Source organism: Tatumella sp. JGM94, from assembly GCF_018257595.1.
Taxonomy (GTDB): Bacteria; Pseudomonadota; Gammaproteobacteria; order Enterobacterales; family Enterobacteriaceae; genus Tatumella; species Tatumella punctata.
This window is the reverse complement of record NZ_JAERJN010000002.1, coordinates 55,756-72,112: the sequence shown is the minus strand read 5'-3', so window position 1 is coordinate 72,112 and position 16,357 is coordinate 55,756. Positions and strand designations below refer to the sequence as shown.

At 51.7% G+C, this 16,357-nt stretch carries 13 protein-coding genes; 7 read left to right on the top strand and 6 right to left on the bottom strand.

The genetic code is table 11. The features are described 5' to 3' along the window. Positions 1–3 precede the first annotated feature (3 nt). The 5 genes from JK216_RS02015 to JK216_RS01995 all read left to right on the top strand — a co-directional run bounded on the left by JK216_RS02015 (position 4) and on the right by JK216_RS01995 (position 6,003). Positions 4–363, top strand: a complete 360-nt coding sequence (locus JK216_RS02015) for a hypothetical protein (protein WP_212710539.1) — start codon at positions 4–6, stop codon at positions 361–363. Next, complete coding sequence (locus JK216_RS02010; protein WP_212711170.1) at positions 299–1,237, top strand: 2-hydroxyacid dehydrogenase; 939 nt, start codon at positions 299–301, stop codon at positions 1,235–1,237. The genes JK216_RS02015 and JK216_RS02010 overlap by 65 nt, the downstream gene beginning before the upstream one ends. Positions 1,238–1,600: 363 nt before the next feature. Next, positions 1,601–3,061 carry an APC family permease gene (locus JK216_RS02005; protein WP_212708502.1) on the top strand — a complete coding sequence of 487 codons (1,461 nt, stop codon included), beginning with the start codon at positions 1,601–1,603 and terminating at the stop codon, positions 3,059–3,061. A 118-nt stretch (positions 3,062–3,179) separates the two neighbouring features. Next, positions 3,180–4,505, top strand: coding sequence for an APC family permease (locus JK216_RS02000; protein WP_212708501.1), 1,326 nt, complete (start codon positions 3,180–3,182; stop codon positions 4,503–4,505). Positions 4,506–4,566: 61 nt separating this feature from the next. After that, the gene (locus JK216_RS01995) at positions 4,567–6,003 is read left to right on the top strand and encodes an FAD-binding oxidoreductase (protein ID WP_212711169.1); all 1,437 of its coding nucleotides are present in this window, start codon (positions 4,567–4,569) and stop codon (positions 6,001–6,003) included. 40 nt (positions 6,004–6,043) lie between these two features. Here the strand turns inward: JK216_RS01995 and JK216_RS01990 are convergent, their stop codons facing one another. Together JK216_RS01990 and JK216_RS01985 are read right to left on the bottom strand one after the other, a co-directional pair. Next, positions 6,044–6,763: a cache domain-containing protein gene (locus JK216_RS01990; RefSeq protein WP_212711168.1), complete on the bottom strand. Its 720-nt coding sequence runs from the start codon at positions 6,761–6,763 to the stop codon at positions 6,044–6,046. Further along, positions 6,763–7,488, bottom strand: a complete 726-nt coding sequence (locus JK216_RS01985; protein ID WP_212708498.1) for a GntR family transcriptional regulator — start codon at positions 7,486–7,488, stop codon at positions 6,763–6,765. The genes JK216_RS01990 and JK216_RS01985 overlap by 1 nt, the downstream gene beginning before the upstream one ends. A 281-nt stretch (positions 7,489–7,769) precedes the next feature. On the opposite strand from JK216_RS01985, the gene JK216_RS01980 reads away from it, so the two are divergent. Together JK216_RS01980 and JK216_RS01975 are read left to right on the top strand one after the other, a co-directional pair. Then, entirely contained in the window at positions 7,770–9,194 is a 1,425-nt protein-coding gene (locus tag JK216_RS01980) for a gamma-aminobutyraldehyde dehydrogenase (protein ID WP_212711167.1), read from the top strand. Between the two features lie 14 nt (positions 9,195–9,208). After that, on the top strand, positions 9,209–9,670 hold the full coding sequence (locus JK216_RS01975; RefSeq protein WP_212711166.1) for an ester cyclase: 462 nt from the start codon (positions 9,209–9,211) through the stop codon (positions 9,668–9,670). Between the two features lie 90 nt (positions 9,671–9,760). Here the strand turns inward: JK216_RS01975 and cydC are convergent, their stop codons facing one another. Genes cydC through JK216_RS01955 form a run of 4 tightly spaced genes read right to left on the bottom strand, consistent with a single transcriptional unit; the run spans position 9,761 to position 15,677 of the window. Next, complete coding sequence (gene cydC / locus JK216_RS01970) at positions 9,761–11,407, bottom strand: thiol reductant ABC exporter subunit CydC (RefSeq protein WP_212708495.1); 1,647 nt, start codon at positions 11,405–11,407, stop codon at positions 9,761–9,763. Beyond that, entirely contained in the window at positions 11,404–13,164 is a 1,761-nt protein-coding gene (cydD, locus tag JK216_RS01965) for a thiol reductant ABC exporter subunit CydD (protein WP_212711165.1), read from the bottom strand. Before cydD ends, cydC begins: the two co-directional genes overlap by 4 nt. A gap of 7 nt (positions 13,165–13,171) precedes the next feature. Next, positions 13,172–14,218: a cytochrome d ubiquinol oxidase subunit II gene (locus tag JK216_RS01960; RefSeq protein ID WP_212708493.1), complete on the bottom strand. Its 1,047-nt coding sequence runs from the start codon at positions 14,216–14,218 to the stop codon at positions 13,172–13,174. Between the two features lie 16 nt (positions 14,219–14,234). Next, positions 14,235–15,677, bottom strand: a complete 1,443-nt coding sequence (locus JK216_RS01955) for a cytochrome ubiquinol oxidase subunit I (RefSeq protein WP_212708492.1) — start codon at positions 15,675–15,677, stop codon at positions 14,235–14,237. Between the last annotated feature and the right edge of the window lie 680 nt (positions 15,678–16,357).

Below are 16,357 nucleotides of genomic sequence, written 5' to 3'. Positions count from 1 at the left end.
ATAATGGAAACATCAAAAAATCCCTTAGTTATATTAAATTTAAATATAACTTTTCAGCGGATAACAATATTTTCGGGTCACGTTGAAAACAACCGTCCTGACCGATGCCGGGTTAAAAAGCCGGGCACGGTAATATCCGGCGACAAGCCGCAGGGTGGTGCTCACTTTACAGGAGCGTTGTCTGTGGTGCCGGCAGACTATACAGCACACCGATTATGTATTAGTTTTACTGGACCACCAGCCAACAGTCACGCCTGTCTGCTGGCGGTTCTCACTCCATTAATACAGGATAAAAACGATGTCTTCATCCCTGGTATTAGCCGACAAAGTGCCACAGACCCTGAAAGAAAAACTGAAATCTGATTATCAGTTATATGAATATTCCCGTTTATCCGCTGACGAGATCCGCAGGCTCGCTGCAGAAGTCCGGGTAATTGTTGCCAGCGGGGAATCAGTGGTAAATGCTGAGTTTATCAGCCAGTTCCCGCAGGCAAAGCTGATTGCCGTTTTCGGGGTCGGCTACGATGGTATTGATATCCATACGGCAACGGAGAAAGGTATCACTGTCACGAATACGCCGGATATTTTAACCGATGATGTGGCTGATCTGGGTATGGCTTTAATACTCAGTGTATCGCGACAGATCACCGCCGCGGAAAAATTTGTCGAACAGGGACGCTGGGCCTCAGGCTCTTTTCCGCTGGCCAGTAAGGTGACCGGTAAACGGCTGGGTATTGTCGGCTACGGGCGGATCGGTAAAGCCGTTGCCCGGCGTGCTAAAGGGTTTGCGATGCCGATTGCCTGTTTCAATAACAGTCCGGTCACCGATCCGGAGGTGACCCGCTACGACAGTCTGATCACTCTGGCTGAGAACAGCGATATTCTGGTGGTCTGTGTCAGTGCGAATCCAGAGACCCGTGGCCTGATTAACCGGCAGGTGCTGACAGCGCTTGGCCCGACAGGGATTCTGATCAATATCTCCCGTGGCAGTGTGACAGATGAAGATGCGGTGGTGGAAGCCATTACCCGCGGGGAGATCAGCGGTGCGGGGCTGGATGTGTTTGCCCATGAACCTCAGGTTCCTGCGGCACTGCTTAACCGGCCTGATGTGGTGGTCACACCCCATATTGCCAGCGGGACCCATGAAACCAGGGCAGCGATGGCAACACTGGTCGCCGATAATATCAGCGCATATTTTAGCGGACAGCCGTTACTGACACCGGTGATCAGCCGCTGATCAACCCGGGGTAACCCCCCGCTCTTTGCGGCCGGGTTGCCGTTGTATTTATACGATATTGCTTATCAGGCCGGGCACTGCTGTGACCTGGCCACTGCCTCAGACAATCATCTTCCCTTCCATGTTCCGCCTGCCGGTTAACGCCTCTTTATCTGTCCCTTTGCCCGGAGTGTCTGGTCTTTTTTGCCGGATAAATCGCCGCTGAACGCCGCATTCACCGGGGTCATAAGAAAGAGGTATGTATGATTTATCAATAAAAATCAATAAATTAAAATAATAAGCCTCCCGGTTATATATACATAAAAAATATTATGTTTTATAAATTTAAAATTCTTAATCAAGAGCCAGATACCGGAGGCGTAAATGCGCAATTCCCCCACTGAAGACCTCAGCCTGTCATCTCCACCGGACGAACAAAGGTTTACCAGGTCAATCGGCCTGATGTCTAACTTCTCTTTAGGATTTACCTATTTATCGCCACTCACCGCCGTTTATTCATTATTTGCTCTGGCCATGACCCTTGCCGGACCACCGGCAATCTGGTGGATACTGATCGCCGCCGCAGGGCAAATGCTGGTTGCTATGGTCTTCGGCGAAGTTGCTTCACAGTACCCGATTACCGGCGGGCTGTATCCCTGGTCACGTATCCTGTGGGGGAAAAAGTATGCGTGGATCGCTGCGTGGATCTATCTGTGGGCTCTGGTGGTGACTATCACCTCGATTGCCGAATACAGTGCAACCTTTGTTGCAACGTTGTTCAGTTATACTCCGTCAGCATTTCACCTGTTATTAACCTCGGTAGTGCTGCTATTAATGATGATGGCAGTGAACCTTTCCGGTACCAGAAATCTGGCCCGGGTGGCACGTATCGGCTTCTGGTGCGAAATTGTCAGCGTGATTGCACTCGGCATCTACCTGTTAATTTTCCACAGAACCCAGCCTTTGTCGGTGATTTTCGATGCTATGGGCGTTGTTACCGGGCCTGCCGGTTACAGCCATGCATTTATGTCAGCATCACTGCTGGGGCTATTTATGTTTTTTGGTTTTGAAGCCTGCGGTAATGTCGCTGAAGAAGTGCAGAATCCCGGCAGGAAAATTCCGGTTGCGATGATGCTCAGTATTTTGTTTGGTGCTATTTCAGCGATTATTTCCGTGGCCGGGTATCTGCTCTCTTATCCGGACCTGCAAGGGATTGTGTCGGGAAAAATTGCCAACCCGATCGCTGAAATACTGAATAATGCCCTCGGTCCGCAGGGAGAGAAGATTTTTGTCGGGGTCGCCGTTATTGCTATGTTGTCATGCATTCTGTCACTGCAGGCAGCTCTGAGCAGACTGTTGTTCTCCTTTTCACGCGACAATATGCTACCCGCCAGCCGCTGGATGGCGAAAATCTCAGCAAATAATGTTCCTGACAACGCTATGATCGTCAGCTGCGTGTTACCCCTGCTGATGTGTGTCTGGGTATATTACCAGCCCGATAATCTTGCCAGGATCACCGCGTTTGCCGTGGCAGGGATTTATATCTCTTTCCAGATGGTGGTGCTTGCAGCCCTGCGCAAACGGCTGCAGGGCCGGAAACCGGCCGGCAGCTGGACTTTAGGCCGTTACGGGTTGCCGGTGAATATTCTGGCCCTTGCCTATGGCCTGGCCGGTATTTACCTGCTCTGTCAGCCCGGTCCCGGCAGCAATCTTGCTGATCAGTGGATTGTGGTCACCGGACTGGCGGTGGTCTTTCTGTCCGGTGCTTTATATTTGTTGCTCGCACGACCAGACCACAACACAGAACAGGGTACCCATTATCAGCCGGATATTACCACTGACTGATTAACCTGCTGCGGGCGAAAAATTGGCCCGCTGCAGATTGTCGTTATTTTATTTTTTATCGCTGTCCGCGTATGCCGCAGCAGGATACCTGTCCCCGCCAACCCTGAAAGGTATAATTATGCAATCCAATACAACTTCAAAAAGAAACCTGTCCCTGTGGCAGGTCGTTATTATCGGTATCGCCTATATGACACCGATGACGGTATTTGATACCTTCGGGATTGTCTCCGGAGTGACCTACGGCAGAGTACCGCTGACTTATCTGCTTGCACTGGTTGCGGTATTATTTACAGCCCAGAGTTACGGACGACTGGTCAAAGAATACCCGTCATCCGGTTCTGCCTACACTTATACCCGCAGTATATTCGGCGCTCATACGGGGTTTATGGTTGGCTGGTCGTCACTGCTGGATTATATCCTGTTACCAATGATTAACTCATTATTAGCCGGTATCTATCTGCAGTCCCTGCTACCGGCTGTACCGGTATGGGTTTCTATTCTGATATTCACCAGCCTGGTGACCTTTTTTAATTGCTGTAATATTAAAATCCTCGCCAATGCAAACTTTTTATTCGTCGGGCTGCCTGTCTTACTGATGGTGGTATTTATTTATATGGTGGTCCATGACCTGAGTAGCAGTCACGGTATTCAGCGGGTAATGACCCTCGCCCCCTTGCTTAACCAGCATCACAGTATTATGCCTCTGATTAGCGGAGCCGCTATTCTTTGTTTTTCTTACCTTGGTTTTGACGCTGTCACCACCCTGTCCGGAGAAACAGAGAATCCCTCTGGGATTATCCCGAAAGCCATTTTTTATACGGCCTTAAGTGGCGGGGTTATTTTCTTCGTCGCTGCCTGGTTTATTCAGCTTTACTACCCGGACAACTCCGCATTTAAAAATCCGACCGAGGCATTACCGGAAATTGTACTGTATGTCGGTGGCCGGTTATTCCAGTCCATATTTCTGGTGGCTATCCTGTGTAATACCTTTGCCTCAGCACTCGCCTCCCATGCCAGTTCAGCAAGGTTGCTGAATATTATGGGTAAGGAAAACCGCCTGACGTCTCCGGTATTTGGATATATTCACCCGAAGACTAACACACCTCTGTATTGTGTCCTGCTGACAGGGATCATTTCCTTAAGTTCGATATTTTTTGGTCTGGATACTGCGGTGTCGTTAATCAGCTTCGGCGCATTAGTCGCCTTCAGTTCAGTAAATATTTGCGTTATCGCAAAATTTGCCTGTCAGGAAAAAAGAGTCGCTTCATTCAGGGATATTTTTAATCACCTTATTTCACCCTGTTGCGGGTTAGCCAGCGTCGCCTTTATGTGGGTCAGCCTGGATCATGATGCCTTTGTACTGGGATCCGTATGGGCCGCAGCAGGCTTAGTCTGGGTTATTTATAACAGTGTCAGTAAATCATCAGTGATGGCCTCCGAATAAACGGGGCCAGTTATGCACAGTGTGTTTACCTGTGATTTTATTAATCTGCCGGAAATAAAAAATGGATATAAAAAATCAGTTTAGCAAGCCACAGTTAATTAATGATGCCAAAACGCTCCCTGCCAGTGATATCAGTATTAACGGGGACTGGAACTGGGTAAGACAACAGGAAGATACCCTCAAATTTGACCCCGGGATTGCCGCGAATTACTACGAGTCTACGCTCGCCCCCTGGATGTCATTTCCGCCACTGGAAACCGACAAGCAGTGTGAACTCGTAGTGATTGGCGGAGGCCTGCTGGGCGCGTCGACCGCTCTTCATCTGGCAGAGGCAGGTATCGATACGGTACTGCTGGAGAAAAACACTGTCGGTTCCGGCGCTTCCGGCCGTAACGGCGGGCAACTGACCCCGGGGCTGGCACGCTGGGAGGCTGAGTCAATGCTGGAGCATTTGCCTGAAGATGAAGCCCGCCGTCTGTGGCGTTTTACCTCTGCCGAAGCAATGTCACTGATCGATGATATCGCCAGCCGTTATCAGTTACAGCTCGACCGTCAATACGGGCATCTGACGGCAGCCGTGCATCCCGGCCATATGAATGCCCTGGTACAGGCTGCGGATGCCAGGAAATTTCTTGGCGACAGTCAGGTGACGGTGTTAGGTAATTATCAGCTTCAGGAACATATCCACTCAGATATTTACTACGGCGGGGTGCTGGATGAATGCGGCGGACAGATTCATTCTCTGGCACTGAACCGTGGCCTGATTTACGGGTTTATGCATAACGGTGGCTGTGTGCATGAACACAGTGAAGTAATAAAGATTGAAGAAACACCGGCCGGTACGCGGGTACATACCGCATCCGGCGTGATTACCGCTACCCGGGGGGTGGTGATCGCCGTCCATGACGCCACCCACGCACTGCTTAACCAAAATAACGCAACCACATTACCCTTTTATACCTATGTGGGGGTCACTTCACCAATTGACGGTGGTCACCAGACACTGCTGCCAACCGGTAAGCCGGTCTATGATACTCAGTTACAGATCGATTATTATCGCCCGGTACGGAACCAGCGTTTATTGTTCGGCGGGCAAGGCACCGGTATGCGCTGGGATAATAACCGCACAGTTGATTATCTGACTTCACGCCTGCGTACCGTGTTTCCTCAGCGCGAAGATATTGAACTGGATTTTGCCTGGAGCGGCACCACCGATTTAACCCTCAACGGTGCAACAGATTGCCGGAAATCCGGGCTAAACAGCCAGATATATTCAGTCCATGGCTGGAGCGGTCATGGGGTGGCCCAGACGGTGAGAATCGGCAAAGCGATTACCGATGATATTACCGGCAGGAATGATGACTTCCGGATGCTGACCTCGATTAAGCACACCTCGTTACTGCTTGGTCGTCAGCTGGCACCGGTCGCCATTCCGCTGGCCAAGACACTGCTGGGGATCTCGGCGAAATTAACACCGGGTAAAATGATTTCATTCTGATCCTGCCCCGCCTGTCATTCCGGTGACAGGCAGACAGGCACTACGCTTCCGGGAAGAAAATCCGGAAAAAGTCACCGTGAATAATATCTCTGTGATGCTGATACTCCACCAGCGAACCGGTCCGGTAACCCGGATGACTGGACACCATCACCCGCCCGTGGCGATTAATAATGACCGGTTTTTTCCGGCACTGACGGATCAGTGTCAGTAACTCGGCTTCAATAACGCTCACCAGCATGTCCACCACCGCCACACCTGCCAGCCTGCCGCCAGTGATTACCGGTGAAGAAGCGGTCATGGTATACGCCGAGGTGCAGATATAATCCACATACGGGCCGTGAAGATTGACGGTTTGCTGTTGCGGCTGCTTAAACCAGTCAAACGTACTGAAATCCAGCCGTTGCTGGGTGGCCTGATCCAGTTCCAGGCAAGACGTCCGGTGACTGCCCGGGCTTTTAAACCACCATTCAAGGAACCAGTAAGGCTGATGATTCTCAGCCGAATACTGATGGCTGGCGAAACCGGCACCAAAGCAATAATCGCTCTCAGTCAGAACCTGTTCTATCGCCGGGAACAGGGTTTTTCGTAACCGATTGTCCGGTAATGTCTGCGGCAAAGATTCACCGGCTGTCATACGGGTCAGCCGTTCGGCCAGTAATCGTGAAAGCTGTTGTGCAGATGCGGTGACCGCCTGCAGCAGATGGCCGGTTTTCTCTGCCAGTTGTTTTTTACATTCATCATCACTGAGCATATTGTTCACTATGTTGTATGAATACTGAATTTCAACTCGATCAGTCTGGAAATAAACTGATTAATCAGTTGTCCGGCAACCTCCATTGCCTGTAATGCTTCGTTATTACGGAATGCGGCCAGCAACTGCCGGTAACTCAGGACGACGGTACGGTGAAAGTCATCGGACTGATATAACGGGGTCACCAGTGCCGCCCATTCCGCCTGGATCATCAGTTCCTGGTTGGCAATCCGCGCCGACTGAGAGTTAGCGGCAATGGTCAGCAGACAACGCATATCTGACTGACAACGAAGTTCCGGTGTCGCTGATTGCTCAAGAGTATCAATGAACTGCGATAATCCATGGACGTCACGGTCTGTCATCCGCGACGTTGCCAGCCGTGTGGCGTGGACAAAGATCGCACAATGCCATTCACCGAGATCTGACAGATACTCAGTGCTGATATTTTGCAGCGCATCGAACGCAGACCGATCTTTGGCAATCGATTCAGCAACAAAACTGCCACCGTTACGTCCGCGGGCGGTATAAATCAGTCCTTTAGCCCGCAATGTATTCAGCGCCTCACGAATGGTGATATGGGAGACCCCCATCATCCGTGCTAAATCTGCCTCATTAGGCAGTTGCTCATTGGCTGCCAGTAAGCCGGAAATAATGGCATTCGCCAGTCGCTGAATAATCTGATCAGAACGGCTGGATTGACCAATAGGCGAGAAAATCACAGCATGAGTAATCATAGACCTCGTGATTTCTTGTGTTATTGCTTAAAAGAAAAGGGGGAATATTGATACCACAAAACCCGCCACAAATATACGTAACTCCCGCGCCGGAGCCAGAGAAAACGGGGTTTTCTGGCCAGATGCTGAACAATACAGAATATGGCAGCCCTGTGTCATTCTGCCATATTCTGATGCTGCTGATACCCGGCAGCCATATAAAAATCATATGGCACTGACCCTGTAATTTTCCACAGACCGGTGATAAAACATAATAAATATTATGTTAAAGGATATTCTCCGTGCGTAAATTATCTCACTTTATTAATAATGTTTTTCTGCCGGAAAACAGTGACCACTATTTCGAATTAATCAGTCCGGTCAACGGACAGGCATATGCCCTGTGTCCGGAAGCCGGTCCTCAGGAGGTCGATGCCGCTTACCATGCCGCGCAACAGGCGTTCCGTCTCTGGAAGAAGACCACACCGGCCGCACGACAAAAAGCATTACTGCTGCTGGCTGATGCTATAGCGCAGCATGCAGATCAGATAATTGAACTGCAGAGCCAGGAAACCGGACAACTTAAACACTTTATCCGCCAGGAAGAGATTGTGGCCTCCTGTGATACGGTCCGTTTTTTTGCCGGGGCTGCCCGCTGCCAGGAAGGTAAAGCCTCCGCAGAATATATCAGTGGTTTTAATTCAGTGATCCGCCGTGAACCTCTGGGAGTGGTCGGACAGGTCACTCCCTGGAATTACCCGTTTATGATGGCGATCTGGAAGATTGCCCCGGCCTTAGCCGCCGGTAATACTCTGGTACTGAAGCCCGGCGACACCACCCCGCTCAGCACGCTGTTACTGGCCGAAATTGCGGCGCCTTTCTTTCCTGAAGGCTGTATCAATGTCGTACTGGGCAAAGCCGCCACCGGGGCGCTGGTGGTATCTTCGCCACAGGCCTCGCTGGTGTCGATCACCGGTTCAGTGCGTGCCGGATTACAGGTTGCTGCCTCTGCGGCCGCAAACCTGACCCGTGCCCACCTCGAACTGGGGGGAAAAGCACCGGCGATTGTCTTTGCCGATGCTGATATTCCCAAAGCCGCCAGTACCCTGTGTGCCGCTGGTTTTTTTAATGCCGGCCAGGACTGTACCGCTGCCACCCGTCTTATCGTCCAGCACAGTATTTATCCGCAGTTTCTTGAGGCAGTACTGAGCGAAATCAGTCAGCTGCGTTACGGTTTACCCGATGACACCGGCGCATTTTATGGCGCACTCAACAGTAAGCAGCAGCTGGAACAGGTGAAAGGCTTTATTGAACGCCTGCCCGCCCATGCAACAATTGAGGCCGGTGGCAAAGCGGCCGACAGTGACGGCTTTTATTTCGAACCCACCCTGATTTCCGGGCTGCATCAGCAGGATGAGGCTATTCAGCATGAAGTGTTCGGGCCAGTGATGACTATTCAGTCTTTCGGCACTGCGGATGAGGCATTATCGATGGCGAATGATGTGGACTTTGGTCTGGCAGCCAGTGTCTGGACAAAGGATCATCGCCGCGCCCACCAGATCAGTAATGATCTTGATTTCGGTACCGTATGGATTAACAACCATATTCCTCTTTGTGCCGAAATGCCCCACGGCGGGTTTAAGAAATCAGGTTACGGCAAAGATCTGTCCGCCTACTCTCTTGAAGAATATACCCGTATCAAACATGTGATGAGTGATATTTCCTGAGGATAATACCGGTAATGAAAAAAGTGATCTGCATTATTTTTACCCTGACCACCCTGCAGACCTGTTCGGCCGCCGGGAGCCCGCAGCAGATCGTCAAAGCGTATATGGCGGCCTGGAATCAGCACCATGCACATCAGGCAGCCAGTTATTTTGCTCCGCAGGGAGTGTATTTCGATGCGTCAGTGGGCAAACCAGTCACCGGCCGTTCTGCCGCAGAGCAACAGGTGATTGCTCCCTTTATGCAGGGAGTCCCGGATCTGAAATGGCAAATGACCGGCCAGCCTGTAGAGAATAACTCTGCGATTGCCTTTGAATGGGTCTTTTCCGGACATAATACGGGGAACTGGTCAGGAAGCCCGGCAACGGGTAAGGAAGTACGTTTTACCGGAGTCTCTTTTATCCGGCTAAAACAGGGAAAAATAATCTGGCAGGGGGATTATTATGATTCGGCCACCCTGAGCAGGGAGCTGAAATAAGTCAGGGCAGTGAGTCAGATACAGGGATCGAAGCGGGCCATTGGATAAAAAGTCAGCCCGCGGTACTAACCGCCGGGCTGATGTTCAGGGTTAGTGACCTTCCAGTACCAGACGGCTATCCGCCAGGATAAGCGGCTGGATCTGGTGGGTGACCAGTAAGGTTGTTTTACCTTTCACCAGCGCTTTCAGAGAGCGCAGCACCAGATCTGTGTTGGTGGCATCCAGACCTTCAGTCGGTTCATCTAATAAGATGACCGGAGCTTCAGAGAGGAATGCGCGGGCGATAGCGATCCTGCGGGCCTGACCACCGGATAAACGTGCTCCGAGTTCACCCACCAGGGTATCCAGACCGTGCGGGAATGCACGGACTTCATCATCCAGTGACACTCTGGCCAGAACCTGCCATAACCTCTCATCATCTGCATCGGGTGCCACCATCCGCAGATTGTCACGCACAGATGCATTAAACAGATAGGTTTTTTGCCCTACCACCGAAATCACCTGACGCAGCACAGGGTCAGAAAGCTCCCTGACCGGATAACCGCCGATGGAAACCGTACCGGCTTCACAATCCCAGAACCCCTGAATCAGGTTCAGTATGGTGGTCTTACCTGCCCCGCTGGGCCCCAGTAACGCCAGACAATGTCCTTCCGGTACCTGAAAACTCAGAGAGTCCAGCACCGCTGGTTTACCGGCGGCGTAACGCATCGTCACAGCAGAGAAGTCCAGATCGAAACGCTGCGGTGTCTGACTGACTGCCGGTAAGGTGATCGCCGGGCTCAGATCTGCCAGAGAGAAAATACGCCGCGCCGCTTCAAGGGTAACCCCCAATGCCGCAAACGCCGCCGGTAACGCTGCGACTGCTTCGGTACTGGCCAGCACGGCGAATACCAGCATCACAATGTCATTTCCGGCCAGCATACTCCCTTGCCCGGCAGTGATCAGCAGCACAAAGGCGCAGAACATCCCCGCCTGGCCGGCCAGTGCCGACAGGGCACTGCCCGCCGCACTGATCCACGCCTGGTGACGTTGCGCAGAAATAAGCTGCTGTGATAACTGTGACAGATGACGGGTCTGACGGCTGACTGCCCCCGCGACCTGTAACTCTCCCAAACCGCGGATCAGATCCGTTGATGCCACCTGCAAGGAAGCGCGTAATGTCGCCACCCTGTGACCGCTGTTGCGGGTGCAGCAGGCCACGATTACCGGCACAACCACCCCGGCGACTAACAGCATCATGGCATCAATGCCTGCAATTGCCGGCGAAAACCAGAACAGCACGCACAGGATAGCCAGCGATGAGATCAGGGCAGCAATTGCCGGCGCCAGAATACGCAAGTAAAAGTTATCCAGGCTATCAATGTCAGCTCTCAGCCGCGTCAGCAGGTCACCGTCACGGAATTCCTGTAACCGGGCCGGGGCCAGAGGTTCAAGACGTTTATAGAACCAGACCCGCAACACAGATAACAGCCGCAGGGTCGCATCATGGGTGACAAGACGTTCCAGATAACGGGCAAAGGTTCTCAGTACGGCTAAACCACGGATGGCAGCCGCAGGCGTGAAGAACTCAAGGGTCATTTTTCCGACCCCGGCCAGCGCCATTGAGGCAATAAACCAGCCGGACAGTGACAACAGCGTCACATTAGACAGGATAACCACTACCGACAGTAGTATTCCGCCTGCCATCCGCCACCGCCACGGCCGCGCCAGTTTTAACAGATGACGTAAGTCATTCATTCTGTCGCTCCTTTCTGCAAACGTTCCAGCCCGGCAAGAACACCGCCAGCCTGTAACAGCTCTGCAGGTTTACCTGATTCAATCACCCTGCCCTGTTCCATGACCAGCACATAGTCTGCCAGCGTCGCAACGGAAGTATCATGGGTGATCACCAGCCGTGCTGAGTCCGGTAAGCTGTCAACCAGTGACGCCATCATCTGTTGCGCCGTGTGGCTGTCCAGCGACGCTGTCGGTTCATCAAGGATCAGTAACGGTGGTTTCGTCAGTACCGCACGCGCCATCGCGACCCGCTGGATCTGGCCTCCGGATAGCCCTTGTCCGCCGTCAGCCACCTGAGTGGCATAACCTTCGGCCAAGCCGTTGATAAAGGTGTCTGCCTGTGCCAGCTGCGCGGCAGCGAACAACTGACTTTCACTGGCCTGCGGGTGTGCCAGACAAATATTGTCAGCAACAGAACCGGCAAATAATGTCGGCCGCTGGGGGAGCCAGCCGATCTGTTTTTGCCAGTCCTGCAGACTCAGATCCGACAGATTATGCCCGTCAATCAGGATCTGGCCGGTCGCCGGACTGATAAAGCGTAACAGTAACCTGGCAAGGGTGGTTTTACCGGCACCACTCGCCCCGACAATCGCCAGTGTCTCTCCGCGACGCAGGGTGAAAGAGATATCTTCAATACCGGCACCTTGCTGGTGCTGATAACCCAGACCTTCAACACGAATTTCCTGCGGCGCATTGGCTGGCAATGCTTTCGCGGCAGGCTGTTCCGCAGGCTGCGTATTCAGAATATCCAGCAGACCCTCGGTGGCACCAATCGCATCCATACGGGCATGATAATGGGCCCCCAGGTCACGCAGCGGCCGGAAGAATTCAGGTGCCAGTAATAAGGCAAACAGCCCTGGCAGGAATGCCAGCTCACCATAATAGAGACGGAAACCGACATAGACAGCCACCATAGCGGTACTGATGGTGGCAAAAAATTCCAGAACCAGAGAAGAAAGAAAGGCAATACGCAGTACTTTCATCGTCGTCTGACGATAATTTTCCGAGATTGCTTCAATAATTGCCGCCTGACGACGGGCTGCGTTGGTCTGCCGAAGGGTAGTCAGGCCGGCAATTACATCAAAAAAGTGGGCACTCATCAGGCTGAGCTTACGCCATTGTCTGAGGCTGACTTTTTCCGCGCCTTTCCCGACAATAATCATAAACAGCGGCACTAAGGGCGCGGTCACCAGCATAATCAGTCCGGAAATCCAGTCGGCAGGGAATAATGCCACCAGGATTGCCAGCGGAACGATACCGATAATGATTTTTTGCGGCAGGAAAGCGGAAAAATAGGTTTCGATAGCTTCAACACCTTCCCCCAGCGTACTGGCGAGGCTGCCGGTACGTTGCTGCTGACTCCAGGAGGGACCGAGTGCTGAGATACGTTCAAGTAAGGTTGCACGCAATGTCTGACGGATACGGGCAGCGCTTTCGAAAGCAAAGCCCTGACGCAGCATATCCAGACCTGCACGCAGGATCATGACGACCGGCAGCAGCCAGATCGCCGGAAACAGGCCGGACAATCCTTTGCCGCCAATAACAACCCCGCTGATCAGCCATGCCAGCAACCAGCACTGGACAATCATCATCACAGCACTGAGTGTTGCCATGGTGACCGACAGGGAAAAGAGCGCACCAGCCTGGCGACGCTGGCTTGAAAGCCAGCGTTCCGCCAGGCGAGCGGCCGCTCCACTAATAGGTGGGCGAGACGACATAATGGGTTTAGTGTCCGTAGCCAACCAGTTTAGAGATACGGCCGCGGAATACCCAAATCTGATACCAGTTATACATCAGCATTACCGGTACAAACCCACCCATGGTCAGGGTGAAGGTAATCAGGGACACCTGCGGGCTGGCACCTGCCCAGACAGTCCAGGTATTCGGCACAATCCACGGGAACATGGTCAGCAGCATACCAAAACCAAGGATCAGCGCAGCACCGTTAAACCACAGGATAGCCGCCAGATCTTTATCTTTCAGGGTGTCACGGCGCACTTTCTCAATACAGAACAGTGCAATCAGACCGAACAGTCCCCAGATCCAGAAATGCGGACCAAACCATTTCGCACGTGCCCAGTCGAAGTCCACTGCACTCCAGATCCAGGTGACAACAACGGCGATAATCGCTAGCCAGAAGATACCGGCAGTCCAGCGGGCAGCAATCTGACGCAGCGGTTCGGTTTTTTCAAAACGGGCCCGTACAAACAACACCCCGGATAAGGTCATGGCAATACAGGAAGCCACACCTGTCCAGATAGAGAACGCCGAGATGAAGTTAAAGGCACCGCCCGCATAATGCGGAACACCCACTGCCGGATTATCCAGCGCAAAGCCTTTCAGGATGGCACCGACACTCATACCACCAAAGAAAGTCACGGTCAGACTGGCAATACCGAATACGCCATCAGAGAAACGCTGCCAGAACGGCGACGCCAGATGACGGAATTCCAGTGCCACAGCACGGGACATAATGCCCCATAATACCAGTGCCATTGGCACCATCAGGTAGCTGAATGCTGAACCGTAAACAAACGGGAAGGTACCGAACATAATACCACCGGCTACGATCAGCCAGGTTTCATTAGCATCCCAGGTACCGGCCATCGCCGCCATAATCGCGCCGCGTTCGTCATGATCTTTTACAAACAGCGAGAAGATACCCGCCCCGAGATCTGCGCCGTCAAGCGCAATGTATAACAGCACGCTGACACCGAACGCCAGCCACCAGGCAACTGTCAGAAATTGCTGAGTATGTGTAAGCATATCCATGAGTGTGTTCTCCGTATCAGACCGGTCTTATGTATTCGGGATGATCAGCATGCTCGCCTTCCGGCAGATCAATGTGACCAAGGTGCTCATGACCTTCACCCGGGATTTTGCTGGTTAAATCAGGGCCCTGGCGAACAACTTTCGCGAGGAACCAAATCGTACCGGCAACAACCGCTGATTCGAAGATTGCAAAACCGACCAGCCAGAAAATTGCCAGGCCAGTCGTCATTGCACTCATACCATCTTCAGTACGCATCAGTCCGTAAACAATCCACGGCTGACGACCAATTTCACGTGTCCACCAGCCGGCGATAATCGCCAGATAAGGCAGTACCACCATCGCAACGGCAATCATCAGGAACCATTTGTTGCCTGACGCTTTTTCCGCAGTCATACGACGACGGGACATCAGCCACAGGCCCCACAAGCTGACCAGCAGAATAGCACCACCCGCTGCAGCCATGACACGGAAGGTATAAAACGGTAATGCGACCGGTGGCTGTTCATCTTTAGGGAAGCTGTTCAGTCCGCGTACCGGGCCATTCCAGGTTTTGGTTTCGATCAGGCTCAGACCGTGCGGAATAGAAACAGACCACGCCAGACCGGTACCTTCTTTGTTCGGCCAGCCGATAATGTTCCAGGCATTGTTGACCTGGCCTTCGGCATTGTAGGCATCATACTGCCCTTCCATCGCAGCCAGCGCGGCTGGTTTATGCTCGAGCACATTTTCACCCAGCACATCACCCATATAGATCTGCGCAGCAGAGACAACCGCCAGCGCGACCAGGGAATATTTCAGAGGCTTCAGGAAAATGTCGATATGGCGGCGTTTAAGTACGTAAAACGCACAGACCGCGACAACGAAGGTCAGAGATAACTCAAAACTTGCCAGCAGCATGTGCGGGAAAGCCGAGCTGACATTCGGGTTGAGCAGTGCAGCAACCCAGTCGGTGACAACGAAGATACCATTCTTCAGTTCGATACCGGTCGGGGTTTGCATCCACGAGTTCGCGACCAGAATCCACATGGCCGATAAGGTGGAAGACAGGGCCACGTTGAAGGTGGCAAACAGGTGCATCCTGCGACTGATTTTGCCCCAGCCAAAAATCATCAGACCGATAAAACCGGCCTCATACATAAAGGCGGTGATGGTTTCATACCCCAGCACCTGACCAAAGAACGGTCCGGCGGCCTGGGAGAATCGGCCATAAAGGATACCAAAAGCCATTTCCATGGTAACCCCGGTAGCCACACCGGCACCGAAGTTGATGATGAACAGCTTTTCAAAAAAACGACATATGCGATACCACTTCTCATCATTTTTTCTGACCCACATAACTTCAGCGATGAACAGAAGCAGGGCCAGACCGATGGTCAGTGGCGGATAAATTATATGAACTGATGAGATAAACGCGAAGTCAATACGCGTAATCAGCGATGTGAGATCATTACTTAACATTGCTATCTTCTTTTGTATTAAGTGACCGTATTAGCCCGCGACACCTATATGCCCTTTCCCTTATCAGGCAGGTAAAATGATAAGAGCAGAACAGGAAGAGTAGAAACAAGGTGTCGCACCATCCTTTTTCTCTTAACGCCGTGGTACTCCTATAGCGCATATCCCTGTACAGAAATCATACACAGGATAAAATTCGTCACTACCCCCATACCATTGCCAACATGAGGGTACAACAACGCTCACAAAGAAGCCTTTGCCGACGAAACTTATTGGATAAGCGCTATGCAGTACCCGGCGACAAGCAAATTACTGTTGAATCTGAATTTGCTTATATAGAGATGTACCCAGATTTTAGAGACGCATATATTGTCAAAAGAGCACAATAACTGGTTCTGTGTAGTCCGAATGAAGCCCAGTATATTCCTCTAGCCCCGGATCCTGTCAAGAAAAATGTAGGGAAACTGATATTTTGTTGCGGGGTGTATTATATTCATTCACAACAAAGATAATATTCATGGCTGAGTGAATCAATTGTAACCAAAAGAAAATTATTCCTTAATTGCCCGCGGATTAAAAATTATCTTCCCGCATCTTACATCGATAACACTGATGATATTTTAATGTTTTAAATCATAAGTTTATCTTAATGTCCATCCCGGCAATTAATGCCGTTTTTCTGT